At 62.3% G+C, this 23666-nt stretch carries 22 protein-coding genes; 15 read left to right on the forward strand and 7 right to left on the reverse strand.

Annotation, left to right across the window (positions count from 1 at the left end; all coding sequences use genetic code 11):
• Positions 1 to 731: 731 nt before the first annotated feature.
• The 10 genes from FBR05_04800 (at position 732) to FBR05_04845 (ending at position 11068) form a co-directional block, all read left to right on the forward strand.
• The gene (locus tag FBR05_04800; protein ID MDL1871504.1) at positions 732 to 3350 is read left to right on the forward strand and encodes a TIGR03960 family B12-binding radical SAM protein; all 2619 of its coding nucleotides are present in this window, start codon (positions 732 to 734) and stop codon (positions 3348 to 3350) included.
• 17 nt (positions 3351 to 3367) lie between these two features.
• Positions 3368 to 4867 carry an Rne/Rng family ribonuclease gene (locus FBR05_04805; GenBank protein MDL1871505.1) on the forward strand — a complete coding sequence of 500 codons (1500 nt, stop codon included), beginning with the start codon at positions 3368 to 3370 and terminating at the stop codon, positions 4865 to 4867.
• Positions 4868 to 5391: 524 nt separating this feature from the next.
• Positions 5392 to 5706 (forward strand): 50S ribosomal protein L21, encoded by a 315-nt coding sequence (gene rplU, locus FBR05_04810; protein ID MDL1871506.1) that lies wholly within the window; start codon positions 5392 to 5394, stop codon positions 5704 to 5706.
• A 12-nt stretch (positions 5707 to 5718) separates the two neighbouring features.
• Entirely contained in the window at positions 5719 to 5976 is a 258-nt protein-coding gene (locus FBR05_04815) for a 50S ribosomal protein L27 (GenBank protein MDL1871507.1), read from the forward strand.
• 149 nt (positions 5977 to 6125) lie between these two features.
• Positions 6126 to 7118, forward strand: a complete 993-nt coding sequence (obgE, locus tag FBR05_04820) for a GTPase ObgE (GenBank protein MDL1871508.1) — start codon at positions 6126 to 6128, stop codon at positions 7116 to 7118.
• 15 nt (positions 7119 to 7133) lie between these two features.
• On the forward strand, positions 7134 to 8273 hold the full coding sequence (proB, locus tag FBR05_04825; protein MDL1871509.1) for a glutamate 5-kinase: 1140 nt from the start codon (positions 7134 to 7136) through the stop codon (positions 8271 to 8273).
• 22 nt (positions 8274 to 8295) lie between these two features.
• Positions 8296 to 8814, forward strand: a complete 519-nt coding sequence (locus FBR05_04830) for a tetratricopeptide repeat protein (protein MDL1871510.1) — start codon at positions 8296 to 8298, stop codon at positions 8812 to 8814.
• Between the two features lie 55 nt (positions 8815 to 8869).
• Positions 8870 to 9643: a hypothetical protein gene (locus tag FBR05_04835; GenBank protein ID MDL1871511.1), complete on the forward strand. Its 774-nt coding sequence runs from the start codon at positions 8870 to 8872 to the stop codon at positions 9641 to 9643.
• A complete protein-coding gene (locus FBR05_04840) occupies positions 9643 to 10605 on the forward strand; it encodes a c-type cytochrome (protein ID MDL1871512.1) in 963 nt (320 codons plus the stop codon). Before FBR05_04835 ends, FBR05_04840 begins: the two co-directional genes overlap by 1 nt.
• A gap of 112 nt (positions 10606 to 10717) precedes the next feature.
• A complete protein-coding gene (locus tag FBR05_04845) occupies positions 10718 to 11068 on the forward strand; it encodes a hypothetical protein (GenBank protein MDL1871513.1) in 351 nt (116 codons plus the stop codon).
• Between the two features lie 14 nt (positions 11069 to 11082).
• On the opposite strand, the gene FBR05_04850 is transcribed toward FBR05_04845, so the two are convergent.
• On the reverse strand, positions 11083 to 11697 hold the full coding sequence (locus FBR05_04850) for a class I SAM-dependent methyltransferase (protein ID MDL1871514.1): 615 nt from the start codon (positions 11695 to 11697) through the stop codon (positions 11083 to 11085).
• 189 nt (positions 11698 to 11886) lie between these two features.
• On the opposite strand from FBR05_04850, the gene FBR05_04855 reads away from it, so the two are divergent.
• Positions 11887 to 13761 carry an ABC transporter ATP-binding protein gene (locus tag FBR05_04855; protein MDL1871515.1) on the forward strand — a complete coding sequence of 625 codons (1875 nt, stop codon included), beginning with the start codon at positions 11887 to 11889 and terminating at the stop codon, positions 13759 to 13761.
• On the opposite strand, the gene FBR05_04860 is transcribed toward FBR05_04855, so the two are convergent.
• Together FBR05_04860 and FBR05_04865 are read right to left on the reverse strand one after the other, a co-directional pair.
• Positions 13670 to 15088: a hypothetical protein gene (locus FBR05_04860; GenBank protein ID MDL1871516.1), complete on the reverse strand. Its 1419-nt coding sequence runs from the start codon at positions 15086 to 15088 to the stop codon at positions 13670 to 13672. The genes FBR05_04855 and FBR05_04860 overlap by 92 nt on opposite strands.
• Positions 15089 to 15333: 245 nt before the next feature.
• Positions 15334 to 15882 (reverse strand): hypothetical protein, encoded by a 549-nt coding sequence (locus FBR05_04865; GenBank protein MDL1871517.1) that lies wholly within the window; start codon positions 15880 to 15882, stop codon positions 15334 to 15336.
• A 328-nt stretch (positions 15883 to 16210) separates the two neighbouring features.
• Between FBR05_04865 and FBR05_04870 the strand changes: the two genes are divergently transcribed.
• Positions 16211 to 17200 (forward strand): lipase family protein, encoded by a 990-nt coding sequence (locus tag FBR05_04870; protein MDL1871518.1) that lies wholly within the window; start codon positions 16211 to 16213, stop codon positions 17198 to 17200.
• 37 nt (positions 17201 to 17237) lie between these two features.
• Here the strand turns inward: FBR05_04870 and FBR05_04875 are convergent, their stop codons facing one another.
• A complete protein-coding gene (locus tag FBR05_04875) occupies positions 17238 to 17606 on the reverse strand; it encodes a cupin (GenBank protein MDL1871519.1) in 369 nt (122 codons plus the stop codon).
• On the opposite strand from FBR05_04875, the gene FBR05_04880 reads away from it, so the two are divergent.
• Positions 17545 to 19008 (forward strand): hypothetical protein, encoded by a 1464-nt coding sequence (locus FBR05_04880; GenBank protein MDL1871520.1) that lies wholly within the window; start codon positions 17545 to 17547, stop codon positions 19006 to 19008. The two genes, FBR05_04875 and FBR05_04880, sit on opposite strands and share 62 nt — an antisense overlap.
• A 3-nt stretch (positions 19009 to 19011) precedes the next feature.
• Here the strand turns inward: FBR05_04880 and FBR05_04885 are convergent, their stop codons facing one another.
• Positions 19012 to 19803: a DUF3298 and DUF4163 domain-containing protein gene (locus FBR05_04885; protein MDL1871521.1), complete on the reverse strand. Its 792-nt coding sequence runs from the start codon at positions 19801 to 19803 to the stop codon at positions 19012 to 19014.
• 137 nt (positions 19804 to 19940) lie between these two features.
• On the opposite strand from FBR05_04885, the gene FBR05_04890 reads away from it, so the two are divergent.
• Positions 19941 to 20537: a hypothetical protein gene (locus FBR05_04890; protein ID MDL1871522.1), complete on the forward strand. Its 597-nt coding sequence runs from the start codon at positions 19941 to 19943 to the stop codon at positions 20535 to 20537.
• Complete coding sequence (locus tag FBR05_04895; GenBank protein ID MDL1871523.1) at positions 20534 to 21154, forward strand: glutathione S-transferase; 621 nt, start codon at positions 20534 to 20536, stop codon at positions 21152 to 21154. Before FBR05_04890 ends, FBR05_04895 begins: the two co-directional genes overlap by 4 nt.
• Before the next feature lie 56 nt (positions 21155 to 21210).
• Here the strand turns inward: FBR05_04895 and FBR05_04900 are convergent, their stop codons facing one another.
• Together FBR05_04900 and FBR05_04905 are read right to left on the reverse strand one after the other, a co-directional pair.
• Positions 21211 to 22014, reverse strand: a complete 804-nt coding sequence (locus tag FBR05_04900; GenBank protein MDL1871524.1) for a hypothetical protein — start codon at positions 22012 to 22014, stop codon at positions 21211 to 21213.
• A gap of 452 nt (positions 22015 to 22466) precedes the next feature.
• Complete coding sequence (locus tag FBR05_04905) at positions 22467 to 23489, reverse strand: DUF1565 domain-containing protein (protein MDL1871525.1); 1023 nt, start codon at positions 23487 to 23489, stop codon at positions 22467 to 22469.
• Between the last annotated feature and the right edge of the window lie 177 nt (positions 23490 to 23666).

The following is a 23666-nucleotide window of genomic DNA, read 5'->3' on the forward strand; positions in this document are numbered from 1 at the left end:
AAGGCCCTGCGCCTGAGCGTCGACGTTTTGTTGGCCCTGGCCTCCGCGACGGTGGCGGAGGTGAAGAAGAACGGGAATCTCAGCAAGGTGAAGGACTTCATCACCCAGGCCCGAGCGAACGCGGCCCTGGCCAAGACGGCCTTGAGCGCCGCCCAAGAGACCAGCGCCGCGAGCCTACTCACCCAGGCCTACCAGGCGGCGGTGGACTGGCGCTTCGCCCAGGCCCGGGGCTCGGTGTCCTTGGGCAAGGTCGACGACACGATCGTCCCGCTCAATGCCGGCCGCGAGCTGGCCAAGCAGGGCGGGATCAAATTCGACGAGGCGGCGGGGCAGAGGCTGGTCGAGCAGGCCTTGAGGAAGGGAATCGAGCTGGAATTCACCGCCGCGGAGAAATTCGCCCAGGCCGGCGACGCGGGGAACACGGAATTGCATTTGGAGCTGGCCCGCGACAATGCCCGGCGTCTGGGGGAAACATTCGACGAGAAACGCGCCGCCAAGATCGTGAAAATGCTGCCGTCGCCATAAAAAGGATCATTCTTGCCTCCTCCGTCGGATACCCGGATTTCAAATTTTAGGATTTTCTCGGCCATTGCGAGATTCTGGGACCTCTGTGGCCTGCCCCGGGTTCAAAATTTTGGAAAAGACGAATTATTTCGCTAAGCTGAAAATTATCCACAGCCTCGTCTGCGTGTTTGACGCCCACCCCTCCTTCTGTTTATAAGTGAGGGTCTATGTCCGGCGCGGGTCTCAGCCCCCACATCTGGAAATCCCTCCTCCAAGAGGTCGAAAAACCGGGTCGCTACCTCGGCAACGAGGTCAATTCGGTGACTAAGGACCCCGCGCGGGTGCGCCTGCACGTCGCCCTGGTCTTCCCGGACGCCTACGAGATGGGCGAGAGCCACGTCGGCTTGAAGATCCTCTACGACATCCTGAACCGCGATCCCGAGATTTGGGCCGAACGCGTCTACGCCCCCTGGACCGACATGGAGGCGGCGCTGGCGCGGCATCAAGTCCCGCTCTTCTCGCTGGAGTCCAAGCGCCCGCTAAAAGACTTCGACTTGATCGGCATCACGCTTCCCTACGAGCTGGTCTACACCAACATCATTACGATCTTGAAAAGCGGGGGCGTCCCGCTGTGGCAGAAGGATCGCGTCAAGGGCGACCCCGTCGTGATCGGCGGCGGCAGCTGCGCCTTCAACCCCGAGCCGATCGCCGATTTTTTTGACGCGGTGGTGGTGGGCGACGGCGAGGAGCTGATCTACAGTCTGGCGCGTCAAATCCTGGCCTATAAAGAAAGCGCGCAGACGCGCGAGGCATTGCTGCAAGACATGACGCGGAGCCCGGGCGTCTACGTCCCTTCTTTTTTTGAAGTGGATTACAAGGAAGGCGGCACCGTCCGCGAGATTCGGCCCAAGCTGCCCGGTTACGAGGGCGTTCGAAAGGCCACGGTCACCAATCTGGACCAGGCCCCTTATCCGCGCGCGCCGATTGTGCCCAACATCAGCGTCATCCACGACCGCATCGGCGTCGAGGTGCAGCGCGGCTGCGTCCGCGGCTGCCGCTTCTGCCAGGCGGGCTACATCTACCGCCCCGAGCGCCAGCGCTCGCCGGACACGGTGAAGGACATCGTCGCGAAGTCGCTGGCGAGCACCGGCCAGGAAGAGGTCTCGCTGCTCTCGCTCTCGGTGGGCGACTACGACTGCCTCAACCCGCTGCTCAACGATTTGTTCGACACCTACGAGCAGGACCGCGTCTCGATCTCGCTCCCGGCCACCCGCACCGAGACCCTCACCCCCGAGGTGATCCAGCAGGTGAAGCGCGTCAGAAAATCCGGCTTCACGATGGCGCCGGAGGCCGGCACCCCGCGGATGCGCCGCCTGATCAACAAGGGCAACGCGCGCGAAGACCTGATGCGTGCCGTCGACAACGTCTTTCGCGAGGGCTGGCGCTTGATCAAGTTCTACTACATGTGCGGCCTGCCGATGGAGACTGAGGCCGACCTCATGGGCATCGCCGAAGAGGCCATCCAGGCCCTCGCGATCGGCCGGCGTTACACGCGCGGCGCCGAGATCCACGTCGGCTGCTCCTCCTTCGTGCCCAAGCCCTTCACGCCCTTCCAGTGGGAGCCCCAGCTCTCGATGGCCGAGGTCGAGTCCAAGCACGCGCAGCTCCGCCTGGCGCTGCGGATGCCGGGGATCAAGTTCAAGACCCACGGGCTGACGATGAGCTACCTCGAGGGCGTGTTCAGCCGCGGCGACCGCCGCCTGGCGCGGACCCTGGTGCGCGCCCACGAGCTGGGCTGCCGCTTCGACGAGTGGGACGAAAAATTGGATTTCGCGGCCTGGCAGCGGGCCTTCGCCGAGACGGGCCTGGACCCGGACTTCTACGTCACGCGCCGCCGCGAGCGCGACGAGGTGCTCCCTTGGGATCACCTGTTCGTCGACATGAAAAAAAGTTTTCTGTGGGAAGAGCTGGAAGCCTCGCACGACCTGGCGTTCATCGAAGATTGTTCGACCGGGAAGTGCAGCGACTGCGGGGTCTGCGATTTTCGCAAGGTCCTCAACGTCAACTACCGGTATCTTCCCGAGACGGAGAAAGCGCAGGCTCATTCCACTCGGGGTCGCGTCCTCAAGACCGAAGCCGAGCAGAGCCTCGCCCATCCCCCGGCGGAGACCGAGCAGTACCGGGCTCCGCCGACAGTGCAAAGAATTCGCGCCCGATTCACCAAATTGGGCGAAGCCGCTTTTTTAAGTCACCTCGATCTGGCGACCTTGCTGCACCGGGCCCTGAAGCGAGCGAAGATCCCCGTGGGATACTCGCAGGGCTTCAACCCGGCGATGCGGGTCAGCTTGAGTCCACCCCAACCCGTCGGCGTCGAAAGCGAGGCCGAGTTCATGGACCTCGAGCTGACCGCGTTCGTTCCGCCCGAAGAGCTCCTTCGGCGGGTCAACGAGGTCCTGCCGGCGGGGATCGCCCTCACCGAGGCCCGAACGCTTACGACCAAGGTCCGCTCGCTCAACGCGGCGATGCGCGAACAGGTCTACGCGATCGACGTCCGCGGCGACGGGATCTCCGGCGACTTGCCCGATCGGGTCACGCACTTAAAAAACTCACCGGAAGTTCGGATCGAGCGGCGGCGCGCGAAAGAACAAAAATCGGTCGATATTCGACCCTACATCAAGGATATCGAGGTGGTCGCTCCGAACCAACTTCATCTGGTGACCCGATTCGGCCAGACCTCCGGGAGCATTCGTCCCAGCGAGGTCTTGGAAGCCCTCTTCCCGGAAGGCAAGGGCGGCTGGTCGGCGAGCCGGATCCGCAAAGTGGATGCCCATTTTGAGGTCGAGTGATCCCCTCCTAAAATGACATGGCCAAAGAATTGATCGTGAACGTGACTTCCAAAGAGAAGCGCGTCGCCTACCTCGAGAACAACGTCGTCTGCGAGGTCTATTACGAGCGGGCGAAGGAAGTCGCCTACGTCGGCAACATCTACAAAGGCAAGGTGCAACGGGTGCTCCCGGGCATGCAGGCCGCCTTCGTCGAAATCGGCATGGAGAAGGCCGCCTTCCTCTACGTCAGCGACGTCAACGAGGAGCTGGGCGACGTCGACGCCAGCGACGAGGAGAAGGAGACCAAGCCCCGCAAGCGTTGGCGCGACCGCCAGCAGATTCAGGACCTGCTGAGGCCCGGCCAGGACGTCCTGGTGCAGGTGGCGCGCGGCCCGATCAGCACCAAGGGCGCGCGCGTGACCAGCCATATCAGCCTGCCGGGGCGCTCGGTCGTCTACATGCCGACCTGGGACAAGATCGGCACCTCGCGCCGCATCGGCAACGACGAAGAGCGCCGCCGGCTGCGCGACATCATCCGCAGCTACCGGCCGGAGGAGGGCGGCTTCATCGTCCGCACCGCCTCGGAGGGCCTAAGCGAGGAGATGATCAAGAGCGACATCGAATACCTCTCGACCACCTGGCGGGAGATCATCGAGAAGACCCAGCGCACCCCGGCGCCGGCGCTGATCCACACCGAGCTCGACATCGTCCTGCGCCTGCTGCGCGACCTGTTCAGCTTCGAGATCGAGCGCATCGTGATCGACGACCGGGAGGAGTTCGAGAGCATCCTGGCCTTCGTCAAGCGCTTCCTCCCGCACATCGAGCACAAGGTCGAGTTTTACCGGGGTAAGGACCCGATCTTCGATCACTACGGCATCGAGACCGCGATCAACCGGGCCCTGGGCGCGAAGGGCTGGCTGAAAAGCGGCGGCTACCTGATCATTGATCAGACCGAAGCCTTGACCACCATCGACGTCAACACCGGGCGCTTCGTCGGACGCAGCAACCTCGAGGACACCATCCTCAAGACCAACCTCGAGGCGGTGCAGGAGATCGTCTACCAGCTGCGCATCCGCAACCTGGGCGGCATCATCATCCTGGACTTCATCGACATGGAGCGCCGCAGCTCGCGCGAGCGGGTCTACTCGGCCCTGCGCGAGGCCCTGCGCCGCGACCGCTCCAAGACGACCCTAAGCCGTATCACCGAGCTGGGCTTGATCGAGATGACGCGCAAGCGCACTCACGAAAGCCTGGCGCGGGTGCTCTGCGAGAGCTGCGCGGTTTGCGAGGGCCGCGGCTACATCAAGAGCCGCACGACGGTCTGCTACGAGATCTTCCGCCAGATCCAGCGCGAGGCGCAGGGCATCGACGAGAGCAAGATCTTGGTGCAGGTGCATCCTTCGGTCTACGAGGTCTTGAACGACGAGGAGCGGGAAGGGCTGATCGAGCTGGAAAAGAAGATCTACAAAAAGATCGTGGTCGAGCCGGTGGCCAGCTTCAACCCCGAGCACTACGAGGTGAAGGCGATCCGCGGCTGAGCGCCTAGCGGAACCACTTCGGCAGGGTCATGAGGACGATCGTCAGGACGAAGCCCATCAAGGACAGGGCGAAATAGACCTTGAAGTAGCGGTCGACGAAGCCTTTGAGATACCGGGTCATAAGGGATCTCCTGTAAATTATCCCGTTTTGTCGGGGCGAACCTTGGGTTTGCCCCGACAATGCCTCTGCTAAAAATAGATTCAATTTTCAGGCCAACTTTGTACAATATTGTCGGCACCGGCGCGTGACGGGGTCTTTTTTGCAAGTATTTGAAATAATATGATTTTTTAATTTATTTCACGGCGGGATTAGGCCCCGCCCTGCAAAAATTAAGGAAAATCGGGGGTCCAAGACTTAAGGATTGGAAATTTAGAAGGAATTTGATGTGGCCCCGAGTCTCCGGACGGCGCGTCAAGGGGAGGTGTTTTCTCGATCCCTCTTCTTGACTCGCTGGGGAAAAACGGATAACTCTTCGCGCCCTCGCATCTCTTTTGGGGCGCGGGCTTTGCGCAAAGGATTGGATATGAAGTACGCGATCATCGAGACCGGCGGCAAGCAATACAAGGTCTCCGAAGGCGAAAAGGTCAAAATCGAAAAGGTCCCCGAGGGCGTGGTCGGTCAGTCGATCGAATTCACCCGCGTGCTCCTGGTGGGCGGCGAGACCCCCGTGATCGGGACCCCGGTCGTCGAGACCGCGAAGGTCGCCGGCGAGATCGTCGCCCAGGCCAAGGACAAGAAGGTCATGGTCTTCAAGAAGAAGCGCCGCAAGGGCTATTCGAAGCATTTCGGGCATCGGCAAGAATTCACCGAAGTCCTGATCAAACAAATTTCGGCTTAGAGGTTATTTGTCATGGCACATAAGAAAGCAGGCGGCTCCAGCAAAAACGGACGCGACTCCAACGGGCAACGGCGCGGCGTGAAGGTCTACGGCGGCCAAAACATCCCCGCGGGCTCCATCCTCGTGCGGCAATGCGGCACCAAGATCTACCCCGGCAAGAACGTCGGCCAGGGCAAGGACTTCACCCTCTTCGCGAAGGTCAGCGGCGTGGTGAAGTACGAAGAGTTCGGCCGCGACAAGAAGCGGGTGAGCGTTTATCCGTCGGCTTGAAGCCGAAGCGATTTTTAATCAAGACCCCGCAGTGAAATCGCTGCGGGGTTTTTTTTCGGCCTTTACCTCCAATTTCGATTTTCCCATGCCAATTTCGCCTCGTGCTCGCACGGGCATGGGTGGATCGTAGGAGAGGTTAAGGAAATGAAATGAAGTTCATCGACGAGGTCCACATCACAGTGCGCGGCGGCGGGGGCGGGGATGGCTGCGTCTCCTTCCGGCGGGAGAAGTACGTCCCGCGCGGTGGGCCCGACGGCGGCAACGGCGGGGACGGGGGGGCGGTGGTTTTTCAGGCCGACCCGGGATTGTTGACCCTGCTGGACTTCCGCTACCGCAAGATCTTCGAAGGCGAGCGCGGCGGCCACGGCCTGGGCGCCAACCGCTACGGCCGCACCGGGCGCGACGAGGTGGTACGGGTCCCGGTCGGCACGGTCGTCAAGGACCCGGAGAGCGGCGAGGTCTTGGCGGATCTCATCGAGCCCGGCCAGCGCTACCTGGCCGCCAAGGGCGGCCGCGGCGGCCGGGGCAACCTCTCTTACGTCTCCTCGGTCAACCGCGCCCCCCGCCAGTCCACGCCGGGCAAGGCGGGTGAGGAGCGCGAGCTGACCCTCGAGCTCAAGCTGTTGGCCGACGTCGGTCTGATCGGCCGGCCCAACGCGGGAAAGTCGACCCTGATCTCGCGCATCTCGGCGGCCAAGCCGAAGATCGCCGACTATCCCTTCACGACCTTGACACCGCAGCTGGGCGTGGTGAAGGCGGGTCTAAAGAGCTTCACGGTCGCCGACATCCCCGGACTGATCGAGGGCGCCCATGAGGGCGCGGGCATGGGCGTCAAGTTCCTGCGCCACATCGAGCGGACCCGGGTCTTCCTGCACCTGATCGACTTGAGCGACCCGGAATATCCGGACCCTTGGAAGTCCTATCAAATGATCGACAAGGAGCTCCTGGCCTACTCTCCCGAGTTCAAGAAGCGCCTGCGCTGGGTGGTCTTCACAAAAATCGATTTGCTCTCCGATCCGAAGGTATTACAAAAGGCGGAGAATGCCTTCGCCGCGAAGAAATTGAAGACCTTCGCGCTCTCCGCGGTGACGGGGCAGGGCGTGGACAAGTTGCTCCGCGCCCTGGAGAAAGAGATTTTGTAGGGAAATTTTGCAAATATGCGGTCCGCCTTAAAGAACAAAAAGCGCATCGTCCTGAAGATCGGCTCCTCGATCCTGACCGACGCCGAGGGCCGCCTCGACCCCAAGGTTTTCCAGCGCCTCGCTTCCGAGGTCGCCGAGCTGCGCGCGGCGGGCAAGAAGGTGATCCTGGTCAGCTCCGGCGCCATCGCCGCGGGCATGAAGCGCCTGGGCTTTACGAAGAAGCCGCACCTGATCCCGCAAAAACAGGCGATGGCCGCCGCCGGCCAGACCGCCCTGATGCACGAGTACGAGAAGGCCTTCGCCAAGCACGAGATCAACGTCGCCCAGATCCTGCTCACCCGCGACGACCTGGCCAATCGTCGCCGCTTCCTCAACGCGCGCCACGCCATCGCCGAGCTGCTGCGCCTCGACGTGATTCCCATCATCAACGAGAACGACACCGTGGCGGTGCATGAGATCAAGATCGGCGACAACGACAACCTCTCCGCCCTCGTCACCAACGTGGCCGAGGCCGACCTGCTCGTCATCCTGACCGACATCGACGCGGTCTACGATGCGGATCCCAAGATCAAGAAAGACGCCAAACGCTTGGGCGTCGTCGAGAGCATCGACAAGGGCCTGTGGAAGGGCGCCTCCGACACGCTGCGCGCCGGCTCCACCGGCGGGATGCGCACCAAGCTCGAGGCCGCCGAGAAGGCCGCCGACTACGGCGTGACGACGATCATCGCCAACGGCCGCGAGCCCAAGATCGTCGAGCGCCTGCTCGCCGCCGAGGATTTGGGCACGGTGATCCTCCCGAAGGGAGGCACCGACCGACTCACCGCGAAGAAGCACTGGATGGCCTATACGCTTAGGCCCGCCGGCTCTCTGCTGGTCGACGCGGGGGCCAAGGAGGCCCTGATGGGGAAGGGCAAGAGCCTGCTGCCCTCCGGCGTCCGAGGCGTGGAGGGCGATTTCTCCCAGGGCGATCCCATCGACGTGAAGGTGGAAGGGGAAGAGCCCTTCGCCCGGGGCCTAAGCAGCTACAGCGCGAAGGAGCTCGGCCTCATCAAGGGATGCAAGACGAGCGAGATCGAGAAGCTTCTGGGCTACAAGTATTTCGACGAGGTGATCCATCGCGACGACCTGGTTTTGCTGGGCGATAAACCCCAATGAGTCGCGGCGGCGTAGGAGCCTTATGATCGCGAAAATTTCCGTCTTGGTCCTATTGTGCCTCGCCCCCGCCCCGGCCCGGGGCCAGGCGAGCGAGACCGCCATCGTCAAGCAGGCCGTGCAGCTCCAGCAGGACGCCCCGGCCGACACGCGCATCGCCGATTTCTTCGAGCAGATGAAGGCCAATCCCCTCGACCCCGGCGTGCACGTCAAGCTGGGCGATATCTATTACGAGCGGGCCCTCTACGAGCTGGCGATCCAGTCCTACCGCCACGCCCTCGAATTGCAGCCTAAGCTCGCGACGGCCCACCTCGGCCTAAGCCAGGTCTTTCGCAAAAAGAAAATCCCCGCCCTCGAGCTCGCCGAGATGGAGGCCGCGGTGGCCGACGCCCCCGAAGACCCCGCCCTGCGCCTGAAGCTGGGCACCCTCTATATGGAGCCGGCGCACTTCGACTACAAGAGGGCCAAGAGGCAATTCGAGGCTTTGAAGAAAATGCAGTCCCCCCTGGCCCTCGAGTTGGGCGCCAAGATGGGATTGGACTAATCCCGCCGATTGCAGTACCTTTTCTGTCCCAATCTCCAATGACGGGAGGCTTCCGATGCGATCCATCGTTTCACTCGCTTTGGCCCTTTGGCTGGCGGCCCCGGCCGCCCTCAGCGCCCAAACCGGAGGGGGCGGTTCCAACTCCAAGAGCGCCCTGGAGCTGGGCCAGACCCCGACCGACGTCTCCGTCGAGGTCGAAAACACCGTCCAGAGCGGCATGAGCCGCATCATCGACGGCATCAAGGAGGCCGGCGATCTGGTCAAGAAAAACGATTGGGAAGACGGCGACGCCAAGCTGCAAGAGGTGCGCGATTTTATCCGCCAGGCCATGGACAAGATGAAAACAGTGGCGGGCGACGAGGAGCGCGAGCTGAGCTTCGGCAAAATTTTGCATTACCTTGACGAGGCCGACTACGCGATCGATCAGCGTCGAAAATCCCCGGCTTTGCAGAATCTCACTCAGGCCTACAAGATGACGGTGGCCCTCTCCAAGAGCCCCGTCCTGAAACTGGTCGCCTCGAAGGTCTCGCTCTACCTCGCCAACGAGCAGATCCAAAGCAAGAACTACGCCAGCGCGGGAGCCTTCCTCGACCGGGCCATCGACAGCTTGACCGCGGTCCAGCAGGACCCCAATCTCAACCAAAAAGAGATCAACGCGCTGAAGAACTCCATCGTCATCGCCCACCAGCAGGTCATCAACGGGCAGCGCTACGACGGCAGCTACATGAGCAAGCTCTACCAGCGCGCCACCGCCGCGACCAGCAACGCGCTCTACCAGTACTACGACATGTGGACGCGGACCCCGGTGCCCTGGGAGGCCTGGGAGTAGTGCCGGCAACGCGCTTCTATCAAAGGCCGGGTTTTTATTTCCTGCTCTTCGGCTTGTTCCTCGCGGCGCTGCTGCTCTCGGAAGGCTCGCCCTTCCGTGGGGAAAAGGCCTCGATGGCGCCGAGAGAGAACCCCCACGCGGTCGGGCCGCCGCATGAATTCCCGGCACGTTTTCTCTTGGCCGCGCAGGATCCCAAGCAGGCCGAATCCATCCAGCTGGGCGCGGAGATTTTCTATCAAACGCCGAAGTTCGCCGCGAAATACGTCGGCAACGGACTTTCCTGCAACAGCTGCCACTTCCAGGGCGGCACCCAGCAGGGCATGCTGGGCCTGGTCGGCGTCGCGCTGAAATATCCCGAGTTCGACCCTCGGGCTGGACGGGCCGTTACCCTGCAGGAGCGGCTCCAGAGCTGCTTTTTGCGCAGCCTGAACGGCAAGGCCCCGTCGGAAGGAAGCGCCGTCCTCCAAAACCTCTTCGACTACGTGAGCTATCTCTCGACCGGCGTCGCTAAGGACCAGCTCTTGGAGTGGCGCGCCTTGGATTGGATCCCCGCCTCCGAAAAGATCCCCATCGACAAGCTCAACCCGGCGACCGGCCGCGCGCTCTTCGAACAAAAGTGCGCCGCCTGCCACGGTCGGAGCGGCGGCGGCGACGGCTGGGCCCCGGCCCTCTGGGGAGACAAGACCTTCAACGACGGCTCGGGCTTGGCGCGGGTCTACACCTTGGCGGGCTTTCTCTACCGGGCAATGCCGCTCTCTTCGCCGACGAGCCTGAGCCTCGAGCAGGCCCAGCAGGTCGCCGCATATCTCGATGCGCTTGTCCGCCCGGCCTTTCCGGGCAAGGCCCAAGACTATCCCGGCGGGGATATCCCGCCGGACGCCGTGTATTACCCGCAAAAATACCCGAAAAATCCCCTCGCCGAGCGTCTGAAGGGCGAGGGGGCCGCATCCGAGACAGACTGATTTCGGTCAGTGATGCGTTTCGGCCTTACGCTTATAAAAGCTTTAACAGGCTGTTGGAAAACCTCCGGCGACTCGGCCGATTCGTTTTTCCACAGTCTCATAAAAGGAGGCCATGATGACTTCATTATTAAAGATGTTCTGCTCCATTTTAGCCCTGGGTTTTCTGTTTGTCTTCGCGGCCCCGGCATATTCCCAAAGCGACCCTGATCGCCAGGCGATGATCGAGCGCCACGAGAAGATGGCCAAGGCCCATCAAGAAATGGTGAAGTGCCTCAAGTCGAAGAAGAGTCTCGACGAGTGCCGCGCCAAAATGAAGGAAAGCTGTCCCATGATGCAAGGCGGGTCCTGCCCGATGATGGGCGAGGGGGCCGCCTGCGGCAAGGACGGCGGCGGGGCCTGCTGCCCCATGTGCACGGGCGCGGGCTGCGGTCAGGGTCCGGGACCCCATGGGAAAGGCAGGTAAGTCGGGAGAGGCGTTTATACTTCCCTGCGAAACAGGCTGTAGAGAAACTGCTGCAAGGTTCCTCCCGGCGTTCGGTGCGCTTCGCTTTCGCGGCGCAGGCATTCGAATTCCGACCCCAAGGTCTGCTGCAGGGTTTCCTGGCTGTAGCGTTGGACGGGAAGACCGCTGCATCTTTCCGGGCCCTCCAATGAGAAACTCGCGATCATGACGTAACCCGGATTGGAGAGGGAGTTTCGCAGCGTTTCAAGGTAAAGCTTCCGGTCCGCCGGATCCGTCAAAAAGTGGAAGACGGCCCGGTCATGCCAGAAGCGGTAGCGTTGCGGAGCGCGGAAGCGCGTGACGTCGGCTTCGACCCATTGAACGGCGTCCGCCGCGGCGCCCATCCTTTGCCTGGCCGTCTCCAGGGCCTTTTTCGAAATATCCAGGACGGTTAGGTTGCGATAGCCCAAGTCGTAAAGGACGGAGGCAAGCTTGGAGGCGCCTCCCCCCACGTCGATGATGGGGTCTTCCTTGCCCAAGCCGGCGGACTCGATCATCGCCAGCGAGCGTGCGGGATTTTCTTGGTACCAGCTGACTTCTTCCGGCTTTTTCCGTTCGTAGACCGATTCCCAGTGGGCTTTGAGGTTCATCTTCCGGCGAACCTATCCCGGAAGGGTTTTTTTTCCAACCCAACTTTTTCCTTTTCGGCCCAAAGCCGCGTGGGCCGGGTGAAGGTGTATGGAGCCGGATTTACTCTGGCGGGAATAAAACCAGTTTTTCAACGGCCTCCTAGAGAATCCTTGTGCTCCGGAGACACTTGCGAAAAGATAAGCGGCATCTTGAGCCGAGACTCCAAAAAAATCGAAAAACTGCGCCGCCGAGCCAAGGAGCGGCGAGACGAAAAAACCCACCGCCAGGCGCGGCGCTACCAAAAGCACCTGCAAAGCCGGTGCTGGCGGCGCTTCCTGGGCTACCTGGGCGCCTATCGCGGCAGGATCGCGGGCATCGTCGCGCTGATCCTCTTGACCGCCCTCTTCGAGATCGTCCTTCCCCAAATCGTCCGCTTTGTCCTGGACGTGGTCGTGCCGCGCAAGGACTATCGCCTGCTCGGCTGGACCATCGCGGCGGGGGCCGGCTGCTACCTCCTGCACGCCGCGTTCCGCTACCTCGAGCAGCGCAGCGTGGTGGATTTTTCGCTGCGGCTCGTCGCCCACATTCGGCGCGACCTCTTCGCCTATCAACTCTCGCTGCCGCTGGATTACTTCGAGAAGAACGGGCCGGGCCGCCTGCTCTCGAAGCTCACCTACAGCACGACCATGATCAAGCTCCTGGTCGAGACCTTCGCCTACACCTGCCTGCGCACCCTAGTCCTGATCGCTTTGATCGTCATCGCCGCGGCCTTCATCGACCTCAAATTGACCCTGATCCTTCTCCTCTTGGCTCCCCTCGTCGCGATTTACATCCGCCGGCTCAATCGTTACATGAGCGAGGTCGCCTCTCAGCTGCAGACCAAGAACGACCAAATTCTGCAGGTCCTGCAGCGCGTCTACAGCTCGATTAGAATCTTCCAGGTTTTCGGCAACCCAGAAAAGGAAGTCCGCCGCCTCGACGAGCTGTTGCAGGGCGATTTGGCCTTCCGCCTCAAGCGGACCATGGTCTACGCCGGCAACAACATCCTGATCCACTTGCTCACCGCGATCATTGTCCTGGGTGCGCTTTGGTACGGAGGGGCCCAGATCATCCAAGGCAAGCTCAGCCAGGGCGACGTCATGGCCTACGTCATCTATCTCAGCATGCTGCTTTACCCGGTGGCCGAGTTTGTGCGGGCCAGCGCCTTCCTGCAGGCCGGAAAGATCGGCGTGCGCACCGTCTTTTCGGTCTACGAAAACCACGCGCCGCTGCCTGAGCCCGCCCATCCCGTCGAGGCCCGCGAGATTCGCGGCGACCTCGAGTTTCGCAACGTCTGGTTTTCCTATCCGGGCGGTGGGCCGGGCTTGAAGCACCTGAACTTGAAGGCCAAGGCCGGGCGACGGCTCCTCGTGGTCGGCGCCAGCGGGAGCGGGAAATCGACCCTGCTCAATCTCCTGCTGCGCCTCTATGACCCGGAGCGCGGCAGCGTCTGCGTCGACGGAATCCCCGTCCAGCGCTTCCGCCTGCGCGACCTGCGGAGCCTCTTCACCGTCGTCCTGCAGGAGGAGCTGCACGCGGAGGACAGCGTGATGGAGAACCTCTACCTCGCGGAGGAGGCCGATTGGGCGGCGAAGGTGGAAGGGACGCTCGGCTGGACGCGGCAATTGGGGATAGACCGCAAGCTCACGCGGCGCCACAAGAAGCTCGGCGAGGCGATGGGCAGCGGCGGGCTCGGCTTCTCGAGAGGGGAGCTGCAAAAGGTCGCGCTGCTGCGCGCGGCGCGGCGCCCGGCCCCGATCGTTCTGCTCGACGAGCCCACCGCCTCGATGGACCCCCGATCGGAACGCCAGGCCTTGGAGAAGATGGGGGAGTGGTTCCGCGGCAAGACGGTCCTCATGATCTCGCACCGCCCGGTCCCCGAATTCCAGGCGGATTGGATCGCGGTGCTGCGCGAGGGCCGGATCGAGGCCCAGGGTAGCCACTTCTACCTGCTCAAGCACTCGGCGTATTATCGGGACCTGCTCCGGAGGCCAGGGCCTCCCGAAGCCAGCGCGCCAGACGGCGCAGCCGATGCAGGGGCCTGAGCAGCGGCGCCGGCTTCGGCCTTTCCTCGGCCTCCGAGAAATATCGCTCCCAATCCTGATAAGGCCCCAAGGGACGCCGGTGGCGGACGCGGTGGTAGGCGCCGGAGAAGCTGCGGTATTTTTCCTCGCGAAACCAGGCCTCCGGGACCTTTTGCCGGTTCTTCGGCGTGACCTCGCGGGTGACGCAGATCCGGATCCGGTCCTTCACGAAGCGGTCCAGCTCGCGCAAGTCCCGGTCGTCGTCGAGGAAGGGAAAACTCTTGATCCAGGCCAGCAGGTTGTCGGCGTGCCCCATCTCGATTTGTAGATCTTTCAGGATTCGGCGCAGCAGGGCCCGCCTCTCCTCGGGGCTGCGATTGGGCGAGTCACGGTATCTCTCGCGCGTGAGCCGCGACTTGATCCATTCGCGGTAGCGGCGGAGCGCCTTCTCGCCGACCCGGATGCGCCCGCGGTCGAACTTGTATCCCAGGTAATGGAAGGGCTTGTCGGCGGATTGCAGCAGCGTCTTGTCGGGAGAGAGCTTCAGGCCCCGCTCCGTCACGCAGGCCTCGATTTCGCGCGCCGCGGCTTCGATCCGGCCCGCGTCGGGATCCATCGCCAGGATGTCGTCGCCGTAACGGAGATAGAAGATGCGCTCGCGGTACATCCGGTGGTCGAGGTCCTCGAGATAGAAATTCGCCAGCAGCGGGGTCAGCGGGGAGCCGGTCGGGACGCCGAGGTCGGGGACGACGAGCTCGCCGCGAAAGTAGCGCTTTTGCCTCAGGAAAGTCTTCAGCAGGCCGAGCAGCTCCGGCTCGCCCGGAAAGCGCGCGGCGAATTTCTCCAGCAGCAGGTCGTGGCGGATGTGCTCGGTGTAGCTCTGGATGTCCGTCTTGAAGAGGCGCAGACCGCAGCCGTGCCGCTTGAGGAAGCCCCGGGCCCGCTTCAGGGCGGCGCCCTGGTGAAAGCGGGGATCCCAGCGGTAGGAGTAGAGGTTGGGGGCGAAGCCCGCGTCCAACTCCGGCCACAGGACCAGGGCGAGGGCCTTCTGAATCACCTTGTCGCGGAGGCTGGAGAGGTAGACGTCGCGCATCTCCCCCTCGGCGTTCTTGGGGACTTGGCGGTGGAGCTGGGGGAGGAACTCGCGGTCGCCGTGGAGCAGGAACTGGCGGCAGTCCTCGAGATATTCTTCGAGGCGCTGCTCGAAGTCGCGGATCGAGAGGCCGTCGATGCCGGGAATGAATTTCCGCAGGGTCGTCCCGTCGGGGAGCACGAATTTTTCGATGCTTTGATAAAAAGACTCCAAGATGTGTTTCTTCCGGGTCAGTTTTTGAAACAGAGAAACCATCTTGGAGGGGGAGCGCTACGCCGAAACTATCGCCCCAAGGGGCGACCTGTGAATCGTAAGACAAATGGGGCACCCCCGAAAGGGAGTGCAAATGGGGCCTTACAAATAATCCCCCCGATCGTCTCGGGGGTATCCACCCACGGCTTCAGACCCTTACCCGAGGGGAGCGCGAAGGCTCTATTTCTGAAGCGCCGGTGATCGCGGGTAAGAAGGCGCCTCCCCGGACGCCTTCGGTTTCGGCAAAATTATTGGATCTTCAGGCTGCCGTTGTAGATGTCCGTCTCGATGAAGGAGACCAGGCGGTCGTTGCCGCGGTCCTTTTCGGTGATGGCCACGCCTTTTTCGACCTTCATCCCCGGAGTGATGATCAGGTTTTTACTCTTCACCACGGACATCGGCAAAATCAAGGTATACATCTTCTTGGGATCGCTACCGCATTCCTCGCTGGGCGCGGCCAGATTGATGAAGAGCGTCTTCTTATAAGAATCCTTGGCCGAGGTGCCGGTGGTGCAGACCTTGTAGCCCGCCAGATTGTAGAAGCGGAAAGGCAACATCTCTTTGGTGCTGGCGGCGACGTTGGGCGTCTTGCGGCTGCCCTTGCCGTGCTCTTTGATCGTGCCCGGCAACTCCGAGGGGTTTTGCGCCGTCGAGACCTTTTCGGGGGTCGAGGACTGCGGTTGGCTCGCGGTCACCGCGCTGTTGTTGTTGGTGGCGTTCGGGGCCCCGCCGCCGCTGCAGGCGGCCAGAGCAAGACCCAGGGACAAAGAGACACACAGGTTTTTCAGTGAGAACATCGTGAAACTCCCCTTTAGATAGGTGACCTCGGAACAAATAGATGCCGCCACGGATAGCGACAAGCACCCGGAATTATCAAGGGCCAAAGGGCCCTTTACCCCGAATTTCAACCCTGTGGGGCCTTTTTCGGCACTTGGGGGCTCCAAAGTTTCGTATTAAAAGGAGATGAAGATTCCGTGGCTGGGGCAAGAATCGGTGTGTCCTGAAAATCCGTTATTTTTCATGGCGTTCAGTTGTTCGATCTTCGAGAAGGAGAATTCTGTGCAGATATTTTCTTGGAAGCCCCTTGTCGCGCGGCTAAACTAGGCCCATCTCGGAGGGGTGTTCATGTCCAATCCATCCATGCGCGGCCGCGCGGCGGCCTTTCTTTTTGCGGGTCTCTTGACGCTCTCCTCCTGCGGCGGAACGCCTCCCGACACGGGACTGGGCAACAGCGGCGGCGGCGGGGACCTCGGCGCCTCAGCTCCGGACTCGGGCGACAATTTCAGCCTCAACCTGGCCCTGGAATTGGCCCGATTGGATCTCCAGGCCTACCAGATGTTGAACGACTTCGAGAACGGGCAGCCCTTCTCGCTCCCCGCCCCCTACACCCTGGTGCAGACCTACCTGACCGACGAGCCCTTCGAGGGAGAGAATTTCGGCGGCATGGTGCCCATCGCCTACGTCGCGACCCAGGGTCCGAATATCTATGTCGTGTTCCGCGGCACCAAGACCGTCGTCGAGTGGTTCGACGACGCGCAGCTGGGGCAGGTGCCCTATCCCTTTCTCGCCGGCGGGGGCCTGACGGAGCAGGGCTTCACGAGCGTCTACGCGACGATCCACGCCGAGATCGTCCAGACGGTGAATCAACTGGCCCAGTCGGGGGATTTCACGGCGCTCTACGTGACCGGTCACAGTCTCGGCGGGGCGCTGGCGGTGCTGGCGGCGCCGGAATTGGCCAAGGCGACGCCCTTCTCTTCTCCCGTCATGTATAGCTTCGCCGGCCCGCGGGCCGGCAATCCCAAGTTCGGGCTCGGCACCTACGACCCCAACGTCGCGACCAGTTGGCGCGTGGTCAACACCAACGACCTGATTCCAAAATTGCCCAACCAGGTGACGGTCGTTTTCGAGGGCGGCACCTACAAGACCTATTTCTACCGGCACGTCGAGACCGAGCTCGACATCACCTTCGGCAATCCCGTCTCGGGACCCACGGATATCACCGACATCGAGTTCAACCACTCCCTGTGCAATTACTACAACACGCTCTGCGCGGAGACCGCCGACCCCCAGGCCTGCGAGCAGCAGGCGGGCGGGGCGGACGGCTGCAACACCTAGGCTTGAGAAATGTTCCCTTTGCCGCAGCCGGTCAGCGCTATCGCTCTGGGTCGCGGTGTACGGTCTGCGGGGAGAAGGCCGGCAGGCAGAGGGCGATGTATTCCGCCCCTTCCGGGTCGGGGCTGCTGTAGCGCACCCACTCGCCCTTGGCGGCGATCACCGCCTGGCCCGCGCCGACCTTCAGGCTGCCGCCCTCGAACTCCACAGTCAGCGCTCCCTTCAGGACCAAGGTGTACTCGTCGAATTCCGGCCGTTGGCCGGGTTCGGTCCAACCCGCCGGGCTCTGCATGTGGGCGAGGCTCAAGGCCTGGGTGCCCGTGTTCGCCCTGCCGACGTATTCGCGGATGACCTTGGGTTTGTTGCCGACGGCCGGGATGACGGTGGGATGGGGGATGAGACGGGGCATAGGGGCCTTTCTTTGGATTTCGGTTGGCGTTTTCGAGCTTCCCCGGCAAAATACCCCAAATTCCCACGGAAGGAAAACACCCAGGATGGCCATGAAACGACTACGCCGGGCGCTGCTGTTCGCCCTTCTCCTGCCGCTGCTCGGCGGCGCCTGCGCGAAGTTTCGTCCCCATTCCTCCCGGGACGCCGAGTTCCACCAGCGCGTCCAGACCCAGGAGCAAGGCAAGCTGAAGGTCTCCGTCGCGGCGCTGAGCGACAAGGAGAGCAAATATTACTTCGGCGTGCCGCTGGCGAAAAAGCGGATCCAGCCGGTCTGGCTGAAGGTGGTCAACGACGACGTGAAGCCGTACTGGCTTATGCCCATCGCCATGGACCCGGATTACTACTCGCCCAACGAGGCGGCCTACCGGCACCACTTCGGCCACGCCAAGCGCGACCAGGCGAAGATGGACGAGTATTTCAACGACCAGCAGATCGATTTTTACGCGCCGCCCGGGAAGACCACCGAGGGCTTCGTCTACGTCAATGTCGACCAAGGCGCCAAGGAGGTCAGCGTCGAGCTCTTGGCCGAAGACGACTTGAAGCGCTTTTCCTTCGTGGTGCCGGTGCCGGGCCTGAAGGCCGATTTCCAAACGGTGGATTTCGACAAGCTCTACAAGCCCGAGGAGATCCGCGAGGTCGATCTGACCACCCTGCGCAAAGAGCTGGAGGCCTATCCCTGCTGCACCTTCAACAAGAAGGGCCAGGGCGGCAAGGGAGACGCGGTCAACCTGGTCTTCGTCGGGGACGACGAGGACCTGATCACCAGCTTTATCCGGCGCGGTTGGAAGGAGACGGCGGCGCAGGACAAGGGTTCGTCCTGGAAGATGTTCAAGGCCTTTTTCTTTCACACGCCATACGAAAACGCCCCGATGAGCAAGCTCTACCTCTTCGGGCGGGGGCAGGACATGTCCTTCCAGAAGCCCCGGCGGACCATCCATCAGCGCAATCACCTCCGGTTGTGGATGACCCCGCTGCGTTACCTGGGCAAGCCCGTTTGGATCGGCACGATCAGCCGCGACATCGGCATTCGGGGGACCCTCAAGTCGCCCTTCTTCATGACGCACAAGATCGACTCCGACGTTGACGAGGCCCGCGACTTCGTCCTGCAAGACCTGCTGTATTCGGAGGCCATCGGCAGCTTCGGCTACGTCAAGGGCGTGGGCGAATACACTTACGAGCATCCTCGGAAAAACTTCATGGACGACACCTGGTACACCGACGGCCTGCGCATCGTCGTGATGTTTACGGATTACCCGACCTCGGTCCTGGACGCGAAGCAGCTGAAGTGGGAGACGCCCCCCTCGGAGCATCGGGATTTCTTCCTCAACAATCCGGAGTACCTCGAGCCCGACTCGAAGTGAGGCTTATTTGGCCAAGTCGCGCAACGGGCCCTTGTGGTTGATGAGGTCCTTGAGTTCGGCGTAGCCGATCTCGACCTCGGTAGGCCCGTAGACGTAGGCCGCGACCTCATAGGGATTGAAATAGAAGATCAGCCCGTCGGCGCCCGCGGCGAAGTTCTCGTTGAGCCGAAACTTCCCGCCGGGGAAGTCAAAGCCGGCCTCCTCCAGGCCCTGGCCCTCGGGGATCTTTCGGACCTCACGGAATTTCTTTTCGCCCAAGGCGTTCAGCTTGTCGAGGTAGCCGGGGAGCAGGAGCTCGTCCAGCGTGTAGGGTGCGCCGTTCTCGGGATTGAGGCTGACCAGCGTGCGGCTCGAGTTGGGGTGGGCCCCGCCGAGGAACTGCGTCTCCCGGAAGGAGAGGCTGAGAATCTTGGGGTCCTCGACTAGGACGTCGACGTTGCGCTCCAGGCTCCAAACTTGGGGCGCGTTGGAGAATTGCCGGCGATAGGCCTGGAAGTCCGCGAAGAAGTCCGCGGCGAAGCCCTCCAGATTGTCCGCCTTCTTTTCCCCGGTGGGGGCGAGCAGAAAGTCCATGACGCGCCGGTTAATCGCCTTCAGCCCGGCGGGATTCGGCCCCTGGGTAAAGACGGGGTAGGAGAATTTCAGATAAGTGCAGTTTTCGTCCGCCGGACTGCATTGGTTGAGGCCGCGGGAGAATGCCTCGAACTGGTGGCGCAGCGGCGCGCTCCGCTGGCAGGCGGCGAGGGAGATCAGGCAGAGCAGGGCGATCCATAAATGAAGCATTGGGCGACGCATAGCGGCCTCCTTGGCTGGCCCAGGTATAAACCCGGCGGGGGCCTCCGGTCCCGAGTTTTTTTACGGCGTCTCATTGCCGGCTTCCCTTCCCCGTCAATCCGGGTACAATCGAAGCCCACAACTTCCAGGAGTCGGCCATGCGAACATTCTTGAAACGTGGTCTCGTGACAGCGGCGTCCCTTCTTTGTCTGGCCCTTCCATCGGCCGGACACGCCAAAGAGGAGTCCAAGGACGCGAAGTCCGGCAAGGCCAAGGGCAAGGTCCAGTGCACGATGGCCTTCGAGCTGCGCAGCTGGGCCGTCTTCTACAAATCCGGCAAGGGCGAGGGGACCATTACTTGCAGTAACGGGCAGAAGGCCGACGTCAAGATCCGCACCCACGGCGGCGGGGTCCAGTTCGGGAAGAACAACATCGCCAACGGCTCGGGGAAATTCTCTCCTGTCAAAAAGCTCGAAGAGCTTTATGGCAAATACGCCTCGGTCGGCGGTCACGGCGGGGCGGTGAAGTCGCGGATCGGGCAGTCGCTTTCGAAGGACGACATCTCGCTCAACATCAAGGGGACCGGCACCGGCGTCAACTTCGGTTTTGACTTCGGCAGCCTTCGCATCTCGCCGATGTCGGCCGAGGACAAGGAGGAGTGGGAGGAGCGCGAGCGGGAGGAGGCCGAAAAGGAGGCCAAGAAGCAAGCGGATGAGGCCAAGAAGGCCGCCGAAAAAAAGGAGGATGCGAAATGAAACTCTGCTACATGCCCGGCAGTTGCGCCCTGGCGCCGCACATCGCCCTGCACTGGATCGGCAAACCTTTCGAGATCTGGAAGATCGATCGCGAGCTGCTGCAGGACGCGCAGTACCTCAAGATCAACCCCCTCGGCAAAGTCCCCGCCCTGATCGAGGACGACGGCGCGACGCTCACCGAGTGCGGAGCGATTTTAACCTACCTCGCGGAGAAATTCCCCGAGGCCCGGCTCGGCCCCGGCGAGGGGATCCGCGCGCGCTACGAGATGAACCAATGGATCTCGCACTTGGGTGGCAACGTCCACCCGGCCTTCTATCCCTTCTTCCTGACCGCCCGTTACCACCCTGATCCGGCTCAGCATGCCGCCGTCAAGGAACATGTTCAGGCGCAGATCTACAAGCAGATGGACCTCATGGAGCGCCAGATGGCGGGACGCGACTGGGTCTTGGAGGGGCGGAGGACGGTCGTCGACGCCTACCTCTTCGCGCTGTTCCGCTGGAACAAGCGACTGCCGCGGCCGATGACGGAGTATCCCAACCTCCTGCGCTGGTACCGGAAGATGGGCGAGGATCCCGGCGTGGGGCGCGCCCTCGCCGAGCAGGGACTCGAACTGTAAAAAAAAGGGCCGCCGCTTGCGCGACGACCCATTCCCTTACCACTTCTCCTCTGAAACTACTTCTTTCGGATCCGGCGTAAGGGCGAAATCATCAGCGCCGCGGCGAAGAGGGCCCAAGGCGCCAGGTCGGTGGTGCCGCTGCCGGCGCCGCCCAGGGCGCAGCCCATGTTGCCGCTGCCCTCGAAGTACCAGGCGGGGTAATCGAAGGGGCTGTTAGCCTCATCCACCGCGATCTCGCCGTCGGCCTCGAAGCCGTCGACCTTGGTCGCTTCGGGGATTCCGTTTAGCTCGTCCTCCGAGGGAGTCTCTTCCTCCGCCGCCGGAGTATCCTCGCCTTCTTCCGTCGGTTCCTCGGTCTCATCCGAAGGCGGCTCTTCCTCGTCGCCGGGCTCTTCCGCGTCGTCGGAGGGCTGTTCTCCCTCGTCCGTGGGGCCTTCGCCTTCGTCGCCGGGCTCTTCGGTTTCGTCCGCCGGCTCTTCGCCTTCGTTCCCGGGCTCCTCGTGTTCGCCCTCCTCGCAGGGCTCTTCGGTTTCCTCGCCGGGTTCTTCCTCTTCGCCGGGGACTTCATCGCCCGGGCAAACGCCCAAGGCATCCTCGACGCCGGGGATCTCGCCGTTCACATGCGCCATGTGCGCGTTGATCAAGGCCTGGTTGGCCGTGCAGATGGTGTGGGGGTTATGGTTGATATTGTGGCAAAAGCAGACCTTGTCGGAAGGCCCCTCATCCTCCTCGACAGGGACGTCCTCGAGGACGGCATCGGAGGCCGGAGGGATTTCGCTATAGCGTGCCTCCGCCTCGATCGATTGGAAGAAAAGGCCCATCGCCAGGGCCGCCATGAAAAGAAAGTTGCGCTTGTTCATCCTACACTCCCCTAAAAGAGACGGTTATGGTTTCAGTGACGCCCCTTCCTTCATTCCGCTTGTGGCGAAAGCAAAGCGCGTGCCAAGGGCGGCGCCAGGCGGCCGGTGCGCGGTCTCCGAAAATTTTCCAAAAAAGTTGCGCGGCCGCGGGCGGGGTTTTTTCGGCCGGAGGGGCGGCGGCGCCGGGACGATGGCCAAAAATGCGCGTCGGCGGGCAGGCGAAAAAAAACGATCGCCAAGAAATTTTTTTCCGCGCGGGCTTCGCGGGGGCGGGAGAAAAAAAATTTTCAGCGGGTCTCGTGGAGGGAGGAAACGAATAATTCTGTGCAGAAGGCGGGGCCGCGATCGGGAATGGAGGCCTCGCGCGCGCCGGACGAGGGCCTAAGACTGAGGATGGAAGTCACCAAGCCCCGCCTTGTTTTGTACAAGGCGCCGCGCCGCGGGAGGCGCGATCAGCGGGCGAAGGGCCCGCCGAAGGCGCCGATGTCGTTGCGCGTCCCGTCGGGGTTGTTGAAGCTGGGGCTGGGATCGCCGGCCTGGATGGCGGGCGAGCCGGGTTGCAGGAAGAAATCGCCGCCCGTCGGGTCGAAGAAGAGCGGGTCGGACGAGAAGTTGTTCGAGATCAGGTCCGAGCCGTCCAGGTTGTTGGCCTCCGCGGCCGTCAGGTCCAGGCCGTTGAGGTAGAAGTCGGAGGCGGAGTTGCCGAAGCAGATGTTGTATTGGATCTGCGCGGCGGTGACGGGGTCGGTGTCGGCGAAACCGGCGCCCTCGCCGGCGAAGCCGTTTTGGTAGAAAATGTTGTTTTCGTAGACGCCGTCGGCGCCGAAGTTGAGCCGGACGCCGTCGGAGTCTCCGAAGGCCACGACGTTGTTGTTGAAGGTGACGGTGGAATCGTCGTTCTCGACCTGGGCCGGACCGTCGTTGCCGGTGTCGCCGCTGCTGGCGTTGCCGTAGACGATGAGGTTGTTCAGGATGAGGCCGTCGGAATTGCGCAGGTAGATGCCGGTGCCGGCCTCGCTGGCCCGGTTGCCGACGACGATCAGGTTGCTCAGGATGCCGCTGGAGTTTTCGGCATAGATGCCGCCGCCCAAGTCGGTGTTGCCGTTGGTGATCATCAGGTTGGAGATGACGCCGCTGTTGTAGTTGAAGAGGTTGAGGACCTGGTCGTAGCCCTCGGCGTCGATGATGGTGTTTTCGGGATCCTCGCCCTTCAGGCTGACGCCGTTTTTCAGGAAGATCGGGAAGTACTCGCCGTTGGTCGAGGGGGAGTAGGTGCCCCGCTTGAGGAAGATGGTGTCGCCCGGCTGGGCCAGGTCGATGGCGGCCTGGATGGTGTAAATGTCGTCGTAATCGTCGCAGTAATAGTACCCGTAATAGGGGTCGTAGCACTCGTCGATGAAGAGGGTCTCGCAGGCGGTGAGGCCCGCGACGGCGGGGAAAACCGCGAGTAAATTCCAAATTTTAGCTAATTTCATGACCTTGGCCTTCTTGGGGAGCTGGAGCGCTCGACGGCTCCCCAAAGCCCTATGAGTGGGCGGACTTGTAGAAAGGTTAAGGGATCGCGGAAAAAAAGGGAAGGGCGGCGGGCGAGGGCCTTTGATTTTCGGGAAGGAGGGACTTATCCTTCCGGCTCACCAAGAGCAAGGAGTCCC

This window comes from Deltaproteobacteria bacterium PRO3, from assembly GCA_030263375.1.
Lineage (GTDB): Bacteria > UBA10199 > UBA10199 > DSSB01 > DSSB01 > DSSB01.

Excerpts from the sequence above, each read along its gene's own strand:
- FBR05_04800 (MDL1871504.1), top strand. The coding sequence starts at position 732 with ATGTCCGGCGCGGGTCTCAGCCCCCACATCTGGAAATCCCTCCTCCAA.
- FBR05_04805 (MDL1871505.1), top strand. The coding sequence starts at position 3,368 with ATGGCCAAAGAATTGATCGTGAACGTGACTTCCAAAGAGAAGCGCGTC.
- rplU (MDL1871506.1), top strand. The coding sequence starts at position 5,392 with ATGAAGTACGCGATCATCGAGACCGGCGGCAAGCAATACAAGGTCTCC.
- FBR05_04815 (MDL1871507.1), top strand. The coding sequence starts at position 5,719 with ATGGCACATAAGAAAGCAGGCGGCTCCAGCAAAAACGGACGCGACTCC.
- obgE (MDL1871508.1), top strand. The coding sequence starts at position 6,126 with ATGAAGTTCATCGACGAGGTCCACATCACAGTGCGCGGCGGCGGGGGC.
- proB (MDL1871509.1), top strand. The coding sequence starts at position 7,134 with ATGCGGTCCGCCTTAAAGAACAAAAAGCGCATCGTCCTGAAGATCGGC.
- FBR05_04830 (MDL1871510.1), top strand. The coding sequence starts at position 8,296 with ATGATCGCGAAAATTTCCGTCTTGGTCCTATTGTGCCTCGCCCCCGCC.
- FBR05_04835 (MDL1871511.1), top strand. The coding sequence starts at position 8,870 with ATGCGATCCATCGTTTCACTCGCTTTGGCCCTTTGGCTGGCGGCCCCG.
- FBR05_04845 (MDL1871513.1), top strand. The coding sequence starts at position 10,718 with ATGATGACTTCATTATTAAAGATGTTCTGCTCCATTTTAGCCCTGGGT.
- FBR05_04850 (MDL1871514.1), bottom strand. The coding sequence starts at position 11,697 with ATGAACCTCAAAGCCCACTGGGAATCGGTCTACGAACGGAAAAAGCCG.
- FBR05_04860 (MDL1871516.1), bottom strand. The coding sequence starts at position 15,088 with ATGGTTTCTCTGTTTCAAAAACTGACCCGGAAGAAACACATCTTGGAG.
- FBR05_04865 (MDL1871517.1), bottom strand. The coding sequence starts at position 15,882 with ATGTTCTCACTGAAAAACCTGTGTGTCTCTTTGTCCCTGGGTCTTGCT.
- FBR05_04870 (MDL1871518.1), top strand. The coding sequence starts at position 16,211 with ATGTCCAATCCATCCATGCGCGGCCGCGCGGCGGCCTTTCTTTTTGCG.
- FBR05_04880 (MDL1871520.1), top strand. The coding sequence starts at position 17,545 with ATGACCTTGGGTTTGTTGCCGACGGCCGGGATGACGGTGGGATGGGGG.
- FBR05_04875 (MDL1871519.1), bottom strand. The coding sequence starts at position 17,606 with ATGCCCCGTCTCATCCCCCATCCCACCGTCATCCCGGCCGTCGGCAAC.
- FBR05_04885 (MDL1871521.1), bottom strand. The coding sequence starts at position 19,803 with ATGCGTCGCCCAATGCTTCATTTATGGATCGCCCTGCTCTGCCTGATC.
- FBR05_04890 (MDL1871522.1), top strand. The coding sequence starts at position 19,941 with ATGCGAACATTCTTGAAACGTGGTCTCGTGACAGCGGCGTCCCTTCTT.
- FBR05_04895 (MDL1871523.1), top strand. The coding sequence starts at position 20,534 with ATGAAACTCTGCTACATGCCCGGCAGTTGCGCCCTGGCGCCGCACATC.
- FBR05_04900 (MDL1871524.1), bottom strand. The coding sequence starts at position 22,014 with ATGAACAAGCGCAACTTTCTTTTCATGGCGGCCCTGGCGATGGGCCTT.
- FBR05_04905 (MDL1871525.1), bottom strand. The coding sequence starts at position 23,489 with ATGAAATTAGCTAAAATTTGGAATTTACTCGCGGTTTTCCCCGCCGTC.